Consider the following 17449-nt stretch of genomic DNA (forward strand, 5'->3'; position numbering starts at 1 on the left):
GGGGAAGGAGCGTGGCAGCCCGGTGGGGGCCTGACCGCACTTTGATCGGTGCGTACGTGCGACCCGATCCTACCTCTGGGCCAGGGCCCTCCCCGGGGGCCACTACGCTGGGCCCGTGCCCCGCTTCAGCGTTGTCGTCCCCGTGTACAAGGTCCAGGACTACCTCGCCGAGTGCCTCGACTCGGTGCTCGGCCAGGACGGCCCGGACCTCGAACTGATCGCGGTGGACGACCGCTCCCCGGACGCCTGCGGCACGATGCTGGACGAGGCCGCCGCCGCCGACCCCCGGGTCCGGGTGCTGCACCTGCCGGAGAACGTCGGCCTCGGCCGGGCCCGCAACGCCGGCCTGGACGTCGCCGGCGGGGACTACGTGATCTTCCTCGACAGCGACGACACCCTCACCCCCGGCCTGCTCAAGGCCATCGACGAGCGGCTCGCCGCCACCGGCGACCCGGACGTCCTCGTCTACGACTACGCCCGCACCTACGTCGACGGCCGGACCACCCGGGCCGCCTCCGCCCACGTCTTCGGCGCCGCCTCCCCGGACGTCTTCGACCTCGCCGCCCGCCCCGACCTGCTCGACCTCCTCCAGGTCGTCTGGAACAAGGCCTACCGCCGCGACTTCATCACCGAGCAGCAGCTGGTCTTCCCCGCCGGCTACTACGAGGACACCCCCTGGACGTACCCGGCGCTGCTCGCCGCGAGCCGGATCACCCTCCTCGACCGGATCGGCGTGCACTACCGCCAGCGCCAGGAGGGCGGCAACATCCTGGCCACCGCGAGCCGCAAGCACTTCGACGTCTTCGCCCAGTACGACCTGGTCTTCGCCTTCCTCGACCGCCGCCCCGACCTGGACCACTGGCGCCCGGTCGTCTACGGCCGGATGCTGCACCACCTCAACACCGTGGTCTCCAAGCCCGGCCGGGTCCCGCCCGGCGACCGCCGCGAGTACTTCCGCCGCGCCGCCGCGCACTGCACCCGGCTGCGCCCCGCCGGCTACCGCCCGCCGGCCGGCGTGGACGGCGTACGCACCGAGCTCCTCAGCCACGGCCGCTACGGCGCCTACCAGGCCGTCCGCGCCGTGGCGAAGGCCCGCCGCCTCGTCAAGCGGTAGGCAGGTCAGCCTGATTCGGGCCCGCGCCTGAGGGCCATTCGGGGGACGGGCCGGTATAACCGGTCGGGTGGACTTCCTGACTCGCCTTCCGGCCATCGGCCCGCTCGTCGCCCGGGTGCTGCGCAGCCGCCCGTACCGGGTGTACGAGTACTTCTCCGCCGCCCGCGGCAACCGGCTGGCCGGCGCCGTGACCTTCTTCGGCTTCCTGGCCCTCTTCCCGCTGCTCACCGTGGGCCTGGCGGTCGCCGTCGCGACGCTCAGCGACAGCCGGGTGCACGACCTGCAGACCCGCATCTCCGACCAGCTGCCGGGCCTCTCGGACGCGCTCAACCTGCCGTCCCTGGTGGCCAGCGCGGGCGCGGTCGGGGTGGTCGGCGGGGCGCTGCTGCTGGTCTCCGGCCTCGGCTGGGTGGACACCATGCGCACCTCGATCCGGGACCTGTGGCAGCTCCCCGACGAGGAAAGCAACCCGGTGCTGCGCAAGGCCTGGGACGTCGTGGTGCTGGGCGGCCTCGGCCTGGTGTCGCTGTTCTCCCTCGCCGCCTCCGCCGCCGGGACGACCCTGGCCGGGCGGATCGCCGGCGCGATCGGCCTGGGCAGCGGTTACCTGCTGACCGGCGTCGGCGTCCTGATCGCCATAGGGTGCGACACCCTCCTGTTCGCCTACCTGCTGGCGCCGTTCCCCGGAATCACCGGCCAGCGCCGCCGGGACCTCCTGCAGGGCGCGCTGATCGGCGCGGTCGGCTTCGAACTGCTGAAGCTCCTGCTCGCCTCCTACCTGGGCTCGGTCGCCGGGCGGAGCCTGTACGGGGCCTTCGCCACGCCGGTCGCGCTGCTGCTGTGGATCAACTTCGTCTGCCGGCTGCTGATGTACTGCGTCGCCTGGACCGCGATGGCCGACCCGGCGGCCGCCCGGGAACGGACCAGGGCGCACGGACGGGCCCTGCTGGAGGCCGCCGACGAGGCGGAGGCGCAGGCCGAGAAGGCCGCGGCGCGCCCGGAGAAGGCCGAGGCACACGCGGAGAACGGCAAGGCGCACGCCGAGAACGGCAAGGCCCGGTCCCAGGACTGAGACCGGGCCCGCTCGCTCGACGGGCGGTCAGCCGGCGGAGCGGCGCCGCCGCAGGACCAGCGCGCCGTACCCGACCCCGACCCCGGCCAGCACGACGGCCGACCAGCCGACGAGGCCGAGCCCGTCATCCCCGGCAGCCGCGGGCGCGCCCGCGGTGGCGGGCCCGGTGGCGGCGGGGGAGGGGTGCGGCGGCGGCGCGGGCGCACCGGCCGTGCCGCCGGCCTGGCCCGTCGGCTCGGCGCCACCCGGCGGGACCTCGTCGACCAGCTTGCCGACCGGCTGGACCTTGCCCGCCGCGGCGAAGCCCCAGTCCAGCAGGGCGGCCGTCTCGTCGTACACCTTCTGGTAGCTCGCCGGGTGCATCACCGTCACCAGCAGGGTGCGCCCGTCACGCTCGGCCGCCCCGACGAAGGTCGAGCCGGCGTTGGTGGTGGTGCCGTTCTTCACCCCGATCAGCCCCGGGTACTTGCCCAGCAGCCGGTCGGTGTTGGCGATCCCGAAGCTGCCGCGCTGGCCGGTGTTCTTGTCCACGGCGCCCGGGAACATCGCGTCCCGGGTGGCGCAGTAGCTCCGGAAGTCCGCGTTGCGCAGGCCGGCCCGGGCGAACAGCGACAGGTCGTACGCCGAGGAGACCTGGCCGTCCATGTCGTAACCGTCCGGGGAGACCACCCTGGTGTCCTTCGCCTGCAGCGCCTCGGCGCGCGCCTGCATCTCCGCGACGGTCTGCTGGACGCCGCCGTTCATGTGCGACAGGACGTGCACCGCGTCGTTGCCCGAACTCAGGAACACCCCGCGCCACAGGTCCTCGACCCGGTACTCCAGGTTCTCCTTGATGCCGACCAGGCTGCTGCCGGCGCCGATCCCCTGGATCTCCTCGTCGGCGACCTTGTGCACCGCGTTGCGGTCGAACTTGGGCAGCACGGTGTCCGCGAAGAGGATCTTCAGGGTGCTCGCCGGAGGCAGCTTGAGGTGCGGATTGTAGGACGCCAGCACCTCGCCTGACATCGCGTCGGAGACTATCCAGGACTGGCCGGTGAGGTCGCCCGGCAGCGCGGGGGCGCCCGCCAGCGGGGCGACCTGCACCCCGGGGTTCCCCAGCCGCTCGCCGCCGACCGCGGCCGACGGTGGCGGCTGCTGCGGGGCCGCGACCGCCACCGGGGCGACGAGGAGGACCGGGAGGGCCGCGGTGACCGCGGCGCACAGACGCGCGAACGTGTGAGGGGGTGTGGGCACCAGCAGACCGTACCCATTCCCGACCCCGGGCGTCCGCCACTCCGGGCCCGTCCTCCGCAGGAGGGGCCCGCCGTACGCCGATCGGCGGCCCGCGCATACTGGGGACGCACACCACCTTCACACCCCCGTCGAGGACCACCCATGAAGCTCAGCCGCCGCACCTCCTGGTTCCTGACCGCCTTCGGGGTCTGGTCGATCATCATCTGGACCACCTTCGTCAAGAACCTGTGGAAGGACTCCGGCGGCCAGGCCTTCACCAACGGCGACCACTCCCAGCCCACCGCCTTCTTCTGGGTCCACCTCCTCCTCGCCGTCACCTCGTTCGCCCTCGGCATCGCCGTCGGCACCATCGGCCTCCGCGGCCTCCGCGCCACCCGCCGCACCCCGGCCACCGACTGAGATCCCGCGCGCGACCGACCTCGGCGCGCTGCGTTAGGGGAACGCGAAGGCCCCCGTCCGATCCGGGGATCGGGCGGGGGCCTTCGCGGTTTCAGGCGGGGGTCAGAAGCGGCGGGTGACCAGCGCCCGCTTCACTTCCTGGATCGCCTTGGTGACCTCGATGCCGCGCGGGCAGGCCTCGGAGCAGTTGAAGGTGGTGCGGCAACGCCACACGCCTTCGCGGTCGTTGAGGATCTCCAGGCGCTGCTCGGCACCCTCGTCGCGCGAGTCGAAGATGAAGCGGTGCGCGTTGACGATGGCGGCCGGGCCGAAGTACTGGCCGTCGTTCCAGAACACGGGGCAGGACGACGTGCACGCGGCGCACAGGATGCACTTGGTGGTGTCGTCGAAGCGCTCGCGGTCCTCGGCGGACTGCAGGCGCTCGCGGGTCGGCTCGTTCCCCTTGGTGATGAGGAACGGCATGACGTCCTTGTACGCCTGGAAGAACGGGTCCATGTCCACGACGAGGTCCTTGAGGACCGTGAGGCCCTTGATGGCCTCGATCGTGATCGGCTTCTCCGGGTCGACGTCCTTGATCAGGGTCTTGCACGCGAGCCGGTTGCGGCCGTTGATCCGCATGGCGTCGGAGCCGCAGATGCCGTGCGCGCAGGAACGGCGGTAGGTGAGGGTGCCGTCCTGCTCCCACTTGATCTTGTTGAGCGCGTCCAGGACGCGCTCCTTCGGGTCCATGGTGAGCTGGTAGTCGACCCACACCGGGTCCGGGTGCTCCTCCGGGTTGAACCGGCGGATCCGGAAGGTGACGGTGATCAGCTGGACACCGCCCGCCTCGACCGCGTCCAGAGCGGCCGAGTGCTTCTCCACAGTCGGAGTGCTCATCAGTACTTACGCTCCATCGGCTGGTAGCGGGTCGTGACGACCGGCTTGTAGTCGAGGCGGATGGAGGTGGTGCCGTCGGCGGCCACCTCCTGGTACGCCATGGTGTGCTGCATGAACTTCACGTCGTCACGGGTCGGGAAGTCCTCGCGGTAGTGGCCGCCGCGGGACTCCTCGCGGGCGAGCGCGGAGACGGCGAGCACCTCGGCCAGGTCGAGCAGGTTGCCCAGCTCGACGGCCTCCAGCAGGTCCGTGTTGTAGCGGAAGCCCTTGTCCTGGATGGCGACGTGCTTGTAGCGCTCGCGCAGTGCGGCGATGTCCTCGACGGCCTGCTTCAGGGTGGCGCCGGTGCGGTAGACCATGGCGTTGGCGTCCATGGTCTCCTGCAGCTCCTTGCGGATCTGCGCGACGGACTCGGTGCCGGTGGACTCGCGGAGGCCGTCGACCAGGGCCTGGACCTTCTCGGCCGGGTTCTCGGGCAGCTCGGTGTAGTCCACGGTCTGCGCGTAGTCGGCGGCGGCGATGCCCGCGCGCTTGCCGAACACGTTGATGTCCAGCAGCGAGTTGGTGCCCAGGCGGTTGGCGCCGTGCACGGACACGCAGGCGACCTCGCCGGCCGCGTACAGGCCGGGGACGACGTCGGTGTTGTTGCGCAGGACCTCACCCTCGACGTTGGTCGGGATGCCGCCCATGGCGTAGTGCGCGGTGGGCTGGATCGGGATCGGGTCCGTGTAGGGCTCGATGCCGAGGTAGGTGCGCGCGAACTCGGTGATGTCGGGGAGCTTGGCGTCGAGCTGCTCCGGCGGCAGGTGGGTGAGGTCCAGGTAGACGTGGTCGCCGTCCGGACCGCAGCCGCGGCCTTCGCGGATCTCGGTGTAGATCGCGCGGGAGCAGACGTCACGGGACGCGAGGTCCTTCATGACGGGGGCGTAGCGCTCCATGAAGCGCTCGCCGTCCTTGTTGCGCAGGATGCCGCCCTCGCCGCGGGCGCCCTCGGTGAGCAGGATGCCCATGCGCCAGATGCCCGTCGGGTGGAACTGGAAGAACTCCATGTCCTCCAGCGGCAGGCCGCGGCGGTACACCAGGGCCTGGCCGTCACCGGTGAGGGTGTGGGCGTTGGAGGAGACCTTGAAGAACTTGCCGGTGCCGCCGGAGGCGAACACGACCGACTTGGCCTGGAAGACGTGGATCTCGCCGGTGGCCAGCTCGTAGGCGACGACGCCGGCCGTCCTGCCCTCGTTGATCAGCAGGTCGAGGACGTAGAACTCGTTGAAGAACTCGACGCCGTGCTTGACGCAGTTCTGGAACAGCGTCTGGAGGATCATGTGGCCGGTGCGGTCGGCCGCGTAGCACGAGCGGCGGACCGGGGCCTCGCCGTGGTTGCGGGAGTGACCGCCGAAGCGGCGCTGGTCGATGCGGCCCTGCTCGGTGCGGGAGAAGGGCAGGCCCATCTTCTCCAGGTCGAGGACGGCGTCGATGGCCTCCTTGCACATGATCTCGGCGGCGTCCTGGTCGACCAGGTAGTCACCGCCCTTGACCGTGTCGAAGGTGTGCCACTCCCAGTTGTCCTCTTCGACGTTGGCGAGGGCGGCGCACATGCCGCCCTGGGCCGCGCCGGTGTGGGACCGGGTCGGGTAGAGCTTGGTCAGGACGGCGGTGCGGCTGCGCTGCGTGGACTCGATGGCCGCGCGCATGCCGGCGCCGCCGGCGCCGACGATGACGGTGTCGTACTGGTGAATCTGCATGGGGGGTTAACTCGCCTCTGGCCTCTGCCGATGGTCGATGGTGCTCGCGGCTCAGATGTTGGGGTCGAAGGTGAAGATCACCAGGGTGCCCAGCAGCACGGTGAAGACCGTGGCGGTACCCATGAGTCCCTTGAGCCAGAGCCGGGTCGAGTCCTTCTCGGCGTAGTCGTTGATGACCTGACGCATGCCGTTGGCGCCGTGCAGCATGGCGAGCCAGAGCATCAGGAGGTCCCAGCCCTGCCAGAACGGCGAGGCCCAGCGGCCGGCCACGAAGGCGAAGCCGATCTTGGAGACGCCACCGTCGAGCATCAGCATGATGATCAGGTGGCCGAGGATCAGGGCGACCAGGACGACACCGGACAGGCGCATGAAGAGCCAGGCCAGCATCTCGAAGTTGGTGCGGGTGCGGCGCGGGGTCTTCTTGGTCCGCTGGCGCGGCGGCTCGATGACGAAGGCGTCGGCGGGGTTGCCGGTGCCGAGGCCCTTGCCGGTGTGCGCCTGCTTGGAGGGGACGACGATGGCGTCGGAGATTTCCGTGGACATGTGTCAGCTCACTTCCCGAACCAGGAGATCAGCGTGTGCTGCAGGATCCCGTAGAAGGAGCCGGCCATCAGGAGCACCCAGACTCCGACCACGGTCCAGAGCATCTGCTTCTGGTACTTCGGGCCCTTGGACCAGAAGTCGACCGCGACGACGCGCAGGCCGTTCAGGGCGTGGAACAGGATGGCGGCCACCAGGCCGTACTCCATCAGGTTCACGAGGGGAGTCTTGTACGTCTGAATGACGGTGTCGTAGGACTCCGGCGACACTCGCACGAGGGCGGTGTCCAGGACGTGGGCGAACAGGAAGAAGAAGATGAGGACGCCGGTGACTCGATGAGCCACCCAGCTCCACATGCCTTCCCGGCCGCGGTACAGCGTTCCAGCCGGCACGGAAAAACCCTCCGGAAGCGGATTGGGGGCTCGGCCGGCTTCGGTGTCGGTCAGCCCGGCCGGGTACGGTCCACCGGCCGCGAGCATCCTATCGACGCCTTCTCCCGTGCCGCCTCCGGGGGCCCCAGGTGTGATCAATCAGGCACTTCTGGCCTAGTGGGGCGGGAACCGGGGCGGAGTTCGCCACTCCGAGTGGCGACATGGTCGCGCCCCGCACATGAGGGTGCGGGGCGCGGCGGTCAGGCTTCATTCGCAATTCACCCGTACGGGCGGTTTCGCCCCCCGGATGTGCGGCGGGCGGGGGGCGGCTCAGTGCGCTCCGGCCTCCGAATGGGTGGCGACCAGGTGTTCCAGCCGGGTCAGGGCGATCCGGCGGAGCTCGTCCGCCGCGATCAGCCGCTCCTCGTCCGGGTCGTTGGCCAGTCGGATGCGGATGGAGGAGAGCACGGTGTCGAGCATCTCCTCCGGGGCGACGCTCTCCAGGCAGACCACGAAGACGTGGCCGAACCGGGCCTCGTACGCGGCGTGCGCCGCCCGCAGCGCGGTGTGCGCGGCCTGGCTGCCGGGAGCCCGCATGCCGAGCAGCGGCTGCGGCATCCAGCTCTCGTCCGCCAGCGCCTCGGCGAGGTCGGCCGGGCGGAGGTCGTAGGAGGCCTCGCTGGCGGCGGCCAGCAGGGACTCTATGTCGGGGTACGGCCGGTGTGCGGTGAGCCGCAGGGCCCAGCGGCGGCTGCCGCAGCAGGCCAGGAGGGCCTCCTCGGCGGCGCCGGCGTCGGCCTCGTTGAAGCGGTGCAACCCGAGGAGGGTCGGCTCTGTTCTGACGTCGAGCCGCTGTGACGGGATGTCGCTGGCCAGCGGGTCCTCCTCGTGAGGGCGGGAAGGTGCCGGTGAAGCAGGGGTGGTGAAGCAGATGAAGTATGGGGCTGCGGAGAGGCGCTCGGCGCCGGTGGGGCAGCGTCTCAAAGGTAGTTGAGGCGTCATCAGTTGGGGAGGGCGCGCGCCGAATTCATCCGGACGAGCTATCAAGTTGTGACGTTGACACCTTCGCGTCAGCGCCCTCCCCGCGTTCATCTGCTAATCGCACGGCCTGCCGGGCCGCCCGGGCCAAGGTGCGGGCTCAGGTGCGGGCTCAGGTGCAGCGGGTGCCCGCGGCCGGCATGGTGCCCTCGGTCAGGTAGGCCTCCATGGCCCGGTCGATGCAGGTGTTGCCCTTGCCGAAGGCGCCGTGGCCCTCGCCGACCCGGGTGAGCAGGGTGGCGTTGGCGAAGCCCTTGGCCAGGGACTCGGCCGAGGCGTACGGGGTGGCCGGGTCCCCGGTGGAGCCGACCACCAGGATCGGGGCGCTGCCCTCGGCCCGGACGGTGTGCGGCTTCTCCTGGGTCTTGAACGGCCAGTAGGCGCAGCCGGGCTCGCTGTAGTCGTCCACCGTGACGCCCTTGGACAGCAGCGGCGCCTCGGCGAGCAGCCGGTCCACCGCGGCCCTGGCGTGTTCGGGGGTGGGCGCGGGGCGGGCGGTGTCGGCGCAGCCGATCGCGGCGTTGGCCTCCTCCATGGGGCTGTAGTGGCCCTTCTCGTCGCGGCCGTCGTACTCGTCGGCGAAGGCCAGCAGCAGGTCCCCGCGCTTCATCGTCATCGCCATGCCCAGGCCGGCCCGCAGGTACTGCCAGGAGGTCTTCTCGTCGCCGTAGAGCATCTGGATGGTGCCGGTCCAGGCCAGGTCGCGGCCGAGCTTGCGGCCGTCCTTGGCGGTCAGCGGGCTGTCGTGCAGGCTGTCCAGGAAGTCGGCGGCCTTCTTGGCGGCCGCGTTCCGGTCCTTGCCGAGCGGGCACTCGGCGGCGTGGTTCTCGACGCAGTCGGCGGCGAAGCGCTCGAAGGACTTCTCGAAGCCGACCTGCTGGTCGACGCCGTGGTCCAGGCTGTCCTCGGCCGGGTCGACGGCGCCGTCCAGGATCAGTCGGCCGGTGTTCTGCGGGAACTCCTCGGCGTAGAGCGCGCCGAGGTAGGTGCCGTAGGAGATGCCCAGGTAGTTGAGCTTCCGGTCGCCGACGACGCCGCGCAGCACGTCCAGGTCGCGGGCGGTGTTGCGGGTGCCGACGAAGGGCAGCAGCTTGCCGGACTTGGCCTGGCAGGCGGCGGCGTGGTCGGTGGACTGCTTGATCTGCGCGGCCTTGCGCTCGGCCGGGTCCAGCGGCTCGTCCAGCTGGTTGACGGCGTCGTGCTGCTTGTCGTCGTAGCAGACGACCGGCGAGCTGCCGCCGGTGCCGCGGGGGTCGAAGCCGATCACGTCGAAGCGGTTGTGCAGGGCGCCGACGAAGTCCTTGGCGCCGTACTCGACCATCTCGACGCCGGAGCCGCCGGGGCCGCCCGGGTTGACCATCAGCGAGCCGATCCGCTGGTCCGGCTTGGCGGCCGGGTACTTGATCAGCGCGAGGTCGATCGCGTCGGTGGCGGGGTTGGCGTAGTCGAGCGGGACGTGCAGCTTGCCGCACTTCATCCCGGAGGTGTCGATCTTGGCCTTCTCGGCCTGGGGGTCGGCCGGGCAGTCCGCCCAGGTGATCTGCTGGCCGTAGAAGGGCTTGAGGGCCGGGTCGGCCTCACCGGTGGCCTTGGCGGTCGGCGCCGGGGTGGCCGTGCCCGAGGCGGCGGCGGGCGCGGAGGTGCCGGCGGCCTTGTCCTGGGCCGGCTTGGCGGTGTCGTCGCAGGCGGTGGTGAGGAGGAGGGTGCCTGCCGCCACGGCGGTCAGCAGGACTCGTGGGCGGGCGGCCCGGAAGGTTCTCATCGCACGTGTGTACCACTGGGTGGTGACGCGTTCGATCATGGCCCTCCCGTGCCGAGTCGATCGGTCGCCTCCGGGCGCCCGCCCGGCCCGGTCAGCCCCGGTGGACCTTGTGGTTGGCGGCCTGCGCCCGGGGGCGGACCACCAGCAGGTCGATGTTCACGTGCGAGGGCCGGGTGACCGTCCAGGCCACGGTGTCCGCGACGTCCTCCGAGGTCAGCGGCTCGGCCACGCCCGCGTACACCGCGGCCGCCTTCTCCTCGTCGCCGCGGAAGCGGGTGATCGCGAAGCCCTCGGACTTCACCATGCCGGGCGCGATCTCGATCACCCGGATCGGCTCTCCGCACAGCTCAAGCCGCAGCGTGGCCGCGATGGTGTGCGCGGCGTGCTTGGCGGCGACGTACCCGCCGCCGCCCTCGTACGCGGTCAGCGCGGCGGTCGAGGAGAGCACCAGCACCGTGCCGTCGCCGGTGGCCCGCAGGGCCGGCAGCAGCGCCTGCGTCATGTGCAGCACGCCGAGCACGTTCACCTCGTACATGGCCCGCCAGTCGGCCGGGTCGCCGTGCTCGACGGTCTCGGCGCCGATCGCGCCGCCGGCGTTGTTCACCAGGACGTCCACCCGGCCGACCTCGGCCGCGAAGGCGTCCACGGCGGCCCGGTCGGTGACGTCCAGCGGGTACGCCCGGCCGCCGATCTCCTTGGCCAGCGCCTCGATCCGCTCGGTGCGGCGGGCGGTCACCACCACGTCGAAGCCCTCGGCCGCCAGCCGGCGGGCGGTCGCCGCGCCGATTCCACTGCTGGCACCGGTGACCACGGCCACCTTCTGCTCGGTCATTGCCACTCCCTGGGGCTCATCGGTCGTTCACCCGATCATCTCAACCGCGTCGGCGCCCCGGCCGACCGCCCGCGTCCTACATTGCGAGGACCCGTGCCCGCCGATCCCCTGGAGGGACCCATGGCAGCCGATCCGCGCCGCGCCGAGTCGGGCCGCGCCCCGGAACCAGCCCGGCTTTCCGAATCAGGCCTCCCGATCGAGCCGCTGTACGGCCCCGAGGCACTGGCCGGCTGGGACCCCGCGACCCGCCTGGGCCGCCCCGGGGAGTACCCGTACACCCGGGGCGTCTACCCGACCATGTACACCGGCCGGCCCTGGACGATGCGCCAGTACGCGGGCTTCGGCACCGCCGCCGAGTCCAACGCCCGCTACCGGCAGCTGATCGCGGGCGGCGGCACCGGCCTGTCGGTCGCCTTCGACCTGCCCACCCAGATGGGCTACGACTCGGACGCCCCGCTCGCGGCCGGGGAGGTCGGCAAGGTGGGCGTGGCGGTGGACAGCGTCGAGGACATGGCGGTGCTGTTCGACGGCATCCCGCTCGGCGAGGTCTCCACCTCGATGACCATCAACGCGCCCGCCGCCCTGCTCCTGCTCCTCTACCGACTGGTGGGCGAGGCCCAGGGCGTGGCGCCGTCGGCGCTCACCGGCACCGTCCAGAACGACGTGCTGAAGGAGTACATCGCCCGCGGCACGTACATCTTCCCGCCACAGCCCTCGCTGCGGCTGGTCGCCGACGTGTTCCGGTACTGCCGGGCCGAGATCCCGCGCTGGAACACCATCTCCATCTCCGGCTACCACATGGCCGAGGCCGGGGCCGACCCCGCGCAGGAGATCGCCTTCACCCTGGCCAACGGCATCGCCTACGTCCGGACCGCGATCGCCGCCGGGATGGCCGTGGACGACTTCGCGCCCCGGCTCTCGTTCTTCTTCGTGGCCCGGACGACCCTTCTGGAGGAAGTGGCCAAGTTCCGTGCCGCGCGCCGGATGTGGGCCAGAGTCATGCGCGAGGAGTTCGGCGCGCAGGACCCGCGCTCGCAGATGCTGCGCTTCCACACCCAGACCGCCGGGGTGCAGCTCACCGCCCAGCAACCCGAGGTCAACCTGGCCCGGGTCACCGTGCAGGCGCTCGCCGCGGTGCTCGGCGGCACCCAGTCGCTGCACACGAACAGCTACGACGAGGCGATCGCGCTGCCCACCGAGAAGGCCGCCCGACTCGCCCTGCGCACCCAGCAGGTGCTCGCCCACGAGAGTGACGTGACCGCCACCGTCGACCCGTTCGCCGGGTCGTACGCCGTCGAGTCGCTCACCGACGAGGTGGAGGCCGCCGCGCTGGCGCTGATGGCCCGGATCGAGGACCGGGGCGGTGCGGTGGCCGCGATCGAGCAGGGCTTCCAGAAGGGCGAGATCGAACGCACCGCCTACCGCGTCCAGCAGGAGACCGACTCCGGCGAGCGGACCGTGGTCGGCGTCAACCGCTTCCGGATGGACACGGAGGAGCCGTACCAGCCGCTGCGGGTGGACCCGGCGATCGAACGGCAGCAGGCCGGCCGGCTGGCCCGGCTGCGGGCCGACCGCTCGGCCGGCGCCGTCACCCGGGCCCTGGACGCGCTGCGCCGCACCGCCGAGGGGCCGGACAACGTGCTGTACCCGATGAAGGAGGCGCTGGCCGCCCGGGCCACCGTCGGCGAGGTGTGCGACGCGCTGCGCGAGGTGTGGGGGACGTACGCCCCGGTGGAGCGCTTCTGAGATCCGCGGTTCCGGGATTCGCCTGAACGGCCGTCAACGGCCGGTCGCCGTTCAGGACGTGGCGGCCGTGACCACCGGCCGGTGTGATCGTTGCACAGGGCAAGCAACCCGGGGAAGGCGGCTGAAACGAGATGTCATACCCACCTGTCCGGCCGGTATGCGCCCATCTGGGGACTAATTTTCCGGAAGTCGGGCCAAAACCCCCCAACAGGCCTACGCTTGGGGAGATGAACCGTCCTGAGCCCGCTCAGCCGGGCGCCACTCTCGCCGCCGCACGCCCCGCTGTCGAACTGCGCGACCGGGTCAGGGCGCTGGAGCCCGAGCTGATCGCCTTCCGCCGTGATCTGCACCGGCATCCGGAACTGGGTCGACAGGAGTTCCGTACCACCGGGCTGCTGCGCGACCGGCTGGTGGCGGCCGGCCTCGAACCCCGGGTGCTGCCCGGCGGCACCGGCCTGCTCGTCGACATCGTCCCGGCCGGCATCGCCCCGGGCGCCGAGTTCCTGGCCTTCCGCGCCGACATCGACGCGCTGCCGATCGACGACGCCAAGACCGACGTGCCGTACCGCTCGACCGTCCCCGGCCGGGCCCACGCCTGCGGCCACGACGTGCACACCTCGGTGCTGCTCGGCGCCGGCCTGGTGCTGGCCGAGGCCGCCCGCACCGGTGAGCTGCGCCGACCGGTCCGGCTGATCTTCCAGCCGGCCGAGGAGGTCATGCCGGGGGGCGCGTTGGACGTGATCAAGGCCGGCGGGATGGACGGCGTCGGCCGGATCTTCGCGGTGCACTGCGACCCGAAGGTGGAGGTCGGCCGGATCGCCCTGCGCACGGGGGCGATCACCTCGGCCTGCGACCGCCTGGTGCTGCACCTGGACGGCCCCGGCGGGCACACCGCCCGCCCGCACCTGACCACCGACCTGGTGACCGCGGTGGCCCGGATGGCCGCCGACCTGCCCGGCGCGCTGGCCCGCCGGATGGACCCGCGCTGGGGCGTCAGTCTGGTCTGGGGCCGGATCGCCTCCGGCTCCGCGCCCAACGTCATCCCGCAGCACGCCGAACTGGAGGGCACCGTCCGCTGCCTGGAGCTGGACGGCTGGCGCGAGGCGCCGGACCTGCTGCACGAGCTGATCGCCAAGCTCGCCGAGACCTACCGGGCCAAGTGGACGCTGGACTACCACCGCGGGGTGCCGCCGGTGGTCAACGAGGCGGTCTCGGTCGCGCAGCTGGACGAGGTGATGCACGCGCGATTCGGGCGCGAGGGTTCTGTGGTGGTCGAGGGCACCGAGCAGAGTCTGGGGGGCGAGGACTTCTCCTGGTACCTGGAGCACGCCCCGGGCGCGCTGGCCCGGCTGGGCGTCCGAGCCCCCGGTGACACCACCGTCCGTGACCTGCACCAGGGCCGGTTCGACGTGGACGAGCGGGCGATCGGCATCGGTGCCGAGCTGTTCGTGGCGCTGGCGCTGGAGGCGGACGGCGACCGAGGGAACGGCTGAGGGAGCAGCTGAGCGCGCGACTGGGGCCGCCTCCGCGGGCCGGGTGGCCGACACGTGGGCGGATCGTCGGGATCCGGGGTTCGGGAACGGTTCCGTAAACTGGGCCGAACCAATCTCGGATCACCGTCCGTGGAGGAGGAAAGAGTCTCGGGGCGGGCGTCAGACCACGGTTTGATAACAACCCGAATGCTCTGGCACCCCGTAACACAACCGTGTTCTACGCGCGTTACGGTGGCGTCCGACCACGCCAAACGGTTGCGTGTCAGAAGGAGAAACTCCCTTGCGCCGTTCAATGAAGCTCGCCGCGGTTGTGCTCTCGGGTTCCCTGGGCATGGCCTCGCTCGCCGCTTGCGGCGCAAAGAGCACCGACAGCACCTCTTCTTCCGCCTCGGGCGACGGTTCGCTCAAGGTCGGCATGGCCTACGACATCGGCGGCCGCGGCGACCAGTCGTTCAACGACTCCGCCGCCCGCGGTCTCGACAAGGCCAAGGCCGACCTGGGTGCCTCCGTCACCGAGGCCGAGGCCAAGACCGGTGAGGCCGAGGCCGACAAGGAGACCCGCCTCAAGAACCTGGTCGACGCCGGCTACAAGACCATCATCGCGGTCGGCTTCGTCTACCAGCCGGCGGTCAACAAGATCGCCAAGGACAACCCGAACGTGAAGTTCGCGATCATCGACTCGAACGACAAGGACCAGCCGTCCAACGTCACCTCGCTGCTCTTCGCCGAGCAGGAGGGTTCGTACCTGGCCGGTGTCGCCGCCGCCAACAAGTCGAAGGCCCACCACATCGGTTTCATCGGTGGTGTGCAGTCCGAGCTGATCAAGAAGTTCCAGGCCGGTTACGAGGCGGGTGCCAAGTCCGTCGACCCGAACATCGTGATCGAGACCACCTACCTGACCACGCCCCCGGACTTCACCGGCTTCAACTCGCCCGACAAGGGCAAGGAAGCCGCGCAGGGCCAGCTCGACAAGGGCGCGGACATCATCTACTCCGCCGCCGGCTCCTCCGGCAACGGCGCCATCGAGGCCGTCGCCAACAAGCAGGGCGCCCTGGCCATCGGTGTCGACTCCGACCAGGCCGCCCAGCCGGCCCTGGCGAAGTACAAGAACAGCATCATGACCTCGATGGTCAAGAACGTCGACAACGCGGTCTACGCGTACATCGACTCGGTCAAGAAGGGCAACGCCTTCACCGGGATCAAGCTCTTCGACCTGAAGGCCGACGGTGTCTCCCTCGCCACCACCGGTGGCAAGATCGACGACATCCAGGACAAGCTGAAGGCCGCCGCCGACGCCATCAAGAGCGGCGCCACCACCATCCCGACCGCGCCGGCCAAGTAAGGCCGCGCGTCTCGGACGCGACAGCGCCTGCCGCCTGCCCGGCAGCGCGATGATCGACACAGTTCACGGGAGGGGCCCGGCAGGGTGCGCTCAACGCGTACCCCCGGGCCCCGTTCCGTCCCCCCGTTTCCCCCCTTGGCCCTCCGAGCGCAACGACGCGCCTCCAGACCACCAGGAGACCGCCATCACCGCATCCGACCCCGTCCCCCTGCGCAAGGACGGCACCCCCAGCGCGGGGACGGCGACACCGGCCGTCGAACTGCGCGGCATCACCAAGCGCTTCCCCGGTGTCGTGGCCAACCACGACATCAACCTCACCGTCCGCACCGGCACCGTGCACGCCCTGATGGGCGAGAACGGCGCCGGCAAGTCGACGCTGATGAAGATCCTCTACGGCATGCAGAAGCCGGACGAGGGCACCATCGCGATCAACGGCGAGCAGTGCGAGTTCAACACCCCCGGCGACGCCATCTCCCGCGGCATCGGCATGGTGCACCAGCACTTCATGCTGGCCGACAACCTCACGGTGCTGGAGAACGTCGTCCTCGGCGGCGAGAAGATCCACGGCATCGGCGCCAAGGCGAAGGCGAAGATCAAGGAGATCTCCGACCAGTACGGCCTGGGCGTGCGCCCGGACGCCCTGGTGGAGGACCTCGGCGTCGCGGACCGCCAGCGCGTCGAGATCCTCAAGGTGCTGTACCGCGGCGCCAAGATCCTGATCCTCGACGAGCCCACGGCCGTGCTGGTCCCGCAGGAGGTCGACGCGCTGTTCGACAACCTGCGCGAGCTCAAGTCCGAGGGCGTCACCGTCATCTTCATCTCGCACAAGCTGCACGAGGTGCTGGCGGTGGCCGACGCGATCAGTGTCATCCGGCGCGGCACCACGGTCGGCGACGCCGACCCGAAGGCCGTCACCGCCCGCCAGCTCGCCGAGATGATGGTCGGCGCCGAGCTGCCCTCCCCGGAGAGCCGCGAGTCGACCGTCACCACGGCCGAGATGCTCGACGTCAAGGACCTGCGGATCGCCAAGACCGACGCCGAGGGCATCGAGCGCGTCGTCCTGGACGACATCTCGCTGCGCATCCACAAGGGCGAGATCCTCGGCATCGCGGGTGTCGAGGGCAACGGTCAGGCCGAGCTGGTCGAGGCCATCATGGGCATGCTGCCGCTGGACGGCGGCACCGTCACCCTGGACGGCAAGGACCTCTCCGGCACCCTCACCCGGTCCCGTCGCGAGGCCGGCATCGGCTACATCCCCGAGGACCGCCACAAGCACGGCCTGCTGCTGGAGGCCCCGCTCTGGGAGAACCGCATCCTCGGGCACGTCACCGAGGAGCCCAACTCCAAGGGCGTGCTGCTCGACCCGTCCGCCGCCCGGGTGGACACCCGCCGGATCGTCGAGCAGTACGACGTCCGCACGCCCGGCATCGAGGTCACCGCGGCCTCGCTCTCCGGCGGCAACCAGCAGAAGCTGATCATCGGCCGCGAGATGAGCCACCAGCCCAAGCTGCTGATCGCCGCCCACCCCACCCGCGGTGTGGACGTCGGTGCGCAGGCCCAGATCTGGGAGCACATCCGGGTCGCCCAGCGGGAGGGCCTGGCCGTCCTGCTGATCTCCGCCGACCTGGACGAGCTGATCGGCCTCTCCGACACCATCCGGGTCATCTACCGCGGCCGCCTGGTCGCCGACGCCGACCCGGCCACCGTGACCGCCGAGGACCTGGGCACCGCGATGACCGGTGCGGCCAGCGGCCACATCGAGTCCGAGCCGGATGCGCTCGCCGAGGCGCACGCCGTCGCCGCCGAGGGCACCGAGGCCGAGGACACCCCGGCCGACGGCACCGACCCGTCCGACACCGCCGACGACCCGCAGGCGGGGGAGTAACCAC

General features: G+C 71.1%; 15 protein-coding genes. 7 read left to right on the forward strand and 8 right to left on the reverse strand.

Annotation, left to right across the window (positions count from 1 at the left end; translation table 11 throughout):
• Positions 1–115: 115 nt before the first annotated feature.
• Both ACZ52J_RS06415 and ACZ52J_RS06420 read left to right on the forward strand, forming a co-directional pair.
• Positions 116–1114 (forward strand): glycosyltransferase family 2 protein, encoded by a 999-nt coding sequence (locus tag ACZ52J_RS06415; protein WP_465616266.1) that lies wholly within the window; start codon positions 116–118, stop codon positions 1112–1114.
• A gap of 67 nt (positions 1115–1181) precedes the next feature.
• A complete protein-coding gene (locus tag ACZ52J_RS06420) occupies positions 1182–2186 on the forward strand; it encodes a YihY/virulence factor BrkB family protein (protein WP_465616268.1) in 1005 nt (334 codons plus the stop codon).
• A 27-nt stretch (positions 2187–2213) separates the two neighbouring features.
• On the opposite strand, the gene ACZ52J_RS06425 is transcribed toward ACZ52J_RS06420, so the two are convergent.
• Positions 2214–3419 carry a D-alanyl-D-alanine carboxypeptidase family protein gene (locus tag ACZ52J_RS06425; protein ID WP_465616270.1) on the reverse strand — a complete coding sequence of 402 codons (1206 nt, stop codon included), beginning with the start codon at positions 3417–3419 and terminating at the stop codon, positions 2214–2216.
• 141 nt (positions 3420–3560) lie between these two features.
• Between ACZ52J_RS06425 and ACZ52J_RS06430 the strand changes: the two genes are divergently transcribed.
• Positions 3561–3818 carry an SCO4848 family membrane protein gene (locus ACZ52J_RS06430; RefSeq protein ID WP_030059128.1) on the forward strand — a complete coding sequence of 86 codons (258 nt, stop codon included), beginning with the start codon at positions 3561–3563 and terminating at the stop codon, positions 3816–3818.
• Positions 3819–3920: 102 nt separating this feature from the next.
• Here the strand turns inward: ACZ52J_RS06430 and ACZ52J_RS06435 are convergent, their stop codons facing one another.
• The 7 genes from ACZ52J_RS06435 to ACZ52J_RS06465 form a co-directional block, all read right to left on the reverse strand.
• Entirely contained in the window at positions 3921–4694 is a 774-nt protein-coding gene (locus tag ACZ52J_RS06435; RefSeq protein ID WP_360495214.1) for a succinate dehydrogenase iron-sulfur subunit, read from the reverse strand.
• On the reverse strand, positions 4694–6436 hold the full coding sequence (gene sdhA / locus ACZ52J_RS06440; protein WP_360495217.1) for a succinate dehydrogenase flavoprotein subunit: 1743 nt from the start codon (positions 6434–6436) through the stop codon (positions 4694–4696). Before sdhA ends, ACZ52J_RS06435 begins: the two co-directional genes overlap by 1 nt.
• A 51-nt stretch (positions 6437–6487) precedes the next feature.
• Positions 6488–6979, reverse strand: coding sequence for a succinate dehydrogenase, hydrophobic membrane anchor protein (gene sdhD / locus ACZ52J_RS06445; protein ID WP_360495220.1), 492 nt, complete (start codon positions 6977–6979; stop codon positions 6488–6490).
• Positions 6980–6987: 8 nt separating this feature from the next.
• Positions 6988–7368: a succinate dehydrogenase, cytochrome b556 subunit gene (gene sdhC / locus ACZ52J_RS06450; RefSeq protein WP_189916136.1), complete on the reverse strand. Its 381-nt coding sequence runs from the start codon at positions 7366–7368 to the stop codon at positions 6988–6990.
• Positions 7369–7677: 309 nt separating this feature from the next.
• The gene (locus ACZ52J_RS06455; RefSeq protein ID WP_465616274.1) at positions 7678–8163 is read right to left on the reverse strand and encodes a 2-oxo-4-hydroxy-4-carboxy-5-ureidoimidazoline decarboxylase; all 486 of its coding nucleotides are present in this window, start codon (positions 8161–8163) and stop codon (positions 7678–7680) included.
• 334 nt (positions 8164–8497) lie between these two features.
• Complete coding sequence (locus tag ACZ52J_RS06460; protein WP_465616276.1) at positions 8498–10147, reverse strand: alpha/beta hydrolase; 1650 nt, start codon at positions 10145–10147, stop codon at positions 8498–8500.
• A 91-nt stretch (positions 10148–10238) separates the two neighbouring features.
• Complete coding sequence (locus ACZ52J_RS06465; protein ID WP_360495229.1) at positions 10239–10979, reverse strand: SDR family oxidoreductase; 741 nt, start codon at positions 10977–10979, stop codon at positions 10239–10241.
• 120 nt (positions 10980–11099) lie between these two features.
• Here ACZ52J_RS06465 and ACZ52J_RS06470 point away from each other — a divergent pair, with 120 nt between their 5' ends.
• The 4 genes from ACZ52J_RS06470 (at position 11100) to ACZ52J_RS06485 (ending at position 17445) form a co-directional block, all read left to right on the forward strand.
• On the forward strand, positions 11100–12725 hold the full coding sequence (locus ACZ52J_RS06470) for an acyl-CoA mutase large subunit family protein (RefSeq protein WP_360495231.1): 1626 nt from the start codon (positions 11100–11102) through the stop codon (positions 12723–12725).
• A gap of 227 nt (positions 12726–12952) precedes the next feature.
• On the forward strand, positions 12953–14218 hold the full coding sequence (locus ACZ52J_RS06475; RefSeq protein ID WP_465616278.1) for an amidohydrolase: 1266 nt from the start codon (positions 12953–12955) through the stop codon (positions 14216–14218).
• 280 nt (positions 14219–14498) lie between these two features.
• Positions 14499–15560: a BMP family lipoprotein gene (locus tag ACZ52J_RS06480; protein ID WP_465616280.1), complete on the forward strand. Its 1062-nt coding sequence runs from the start codon at positions 14499–14501 to the stop codon at positions 15558–15560.
• 292 nt (positions 15561–15852) lie between these two features.
• Complete coding sequence (locus ACZ52J_RS06485; protein WP_465616282.1) at positions 15853–17445, forward strand: ABC transporter ATP-binding protein; 1593 nt, start codon at positions 15853–15855, stop codon at positions 17443–17445.
• The last annotated feature ends 4 nt before the right edge of the window (positions 17446–17449 follow it).

Source organism: Kitasatospora sp. NPDC034035, from assembly GCF_055575755.1.

Excerpts from the sequence above, each read along its gene's own strand:
- sdhD (WP_360495220.1), bottom strand. The coding sequence starts at position 6,979 with ATGTCCACGGAAATCTCCGACGCCATCGTCGTCCCCTCCAAGCAGGCG.
- ACZ52J_RS06435 (WP_360495214.1), bottom strand. The coding sequence starts at position 4,694 with ATGAGCACTCCGACTGTGGAGAAGCACTCGGCCGCTCTGGACGCGGTC.
- sdhA (WP_360495217.1), bottom strand. The coding sequence starts at position 6,436 with ATGCAGATTCACCAGTACGACACCGTCATCGTCGGCGCCGGCGGCGCC.
- ACZ52J_RS06470 (WP_360495231.1), top strand. The coding sequence starts at position 11,100 with ATGGCAGCCGATCCGCGCCGCGCCGAGTCGGGCCGCGCCCCGGAACCA.
- ACZ52J_RS06465 (WP_360495229.1), bottom strand. The coding sequence starts at position 10,979 with ATGACCGAGCAGAAGGTGGCCGTGGTCACCGGTGCCAGCAGTGGAATC.
- ACZ52J_RS06430 (WP_030059128.1), top strand. The coding sequence starts at position 3,561 with ATGAAGCTCAGCCGCCGCACCTCCTGGTTCCTGACCGCCTTCGGGGTC.
- ACZ52J_RS06460 (WP_465616276.1), bottom strand. The coding sequence starts at position 10,147 with ATGAGAACCTTCCGGGCCGCCCGCCCACGAGTCCTGCTGACCGCCGTG.
- ACZ52J_RS06475 (WP_465616278.1), top strand. The coding sequence starts at position 12,953 with ATGAACCGTCCTGAGCCCGCTCAGCCGGGCGCCACTCTCGCCGCCGCA.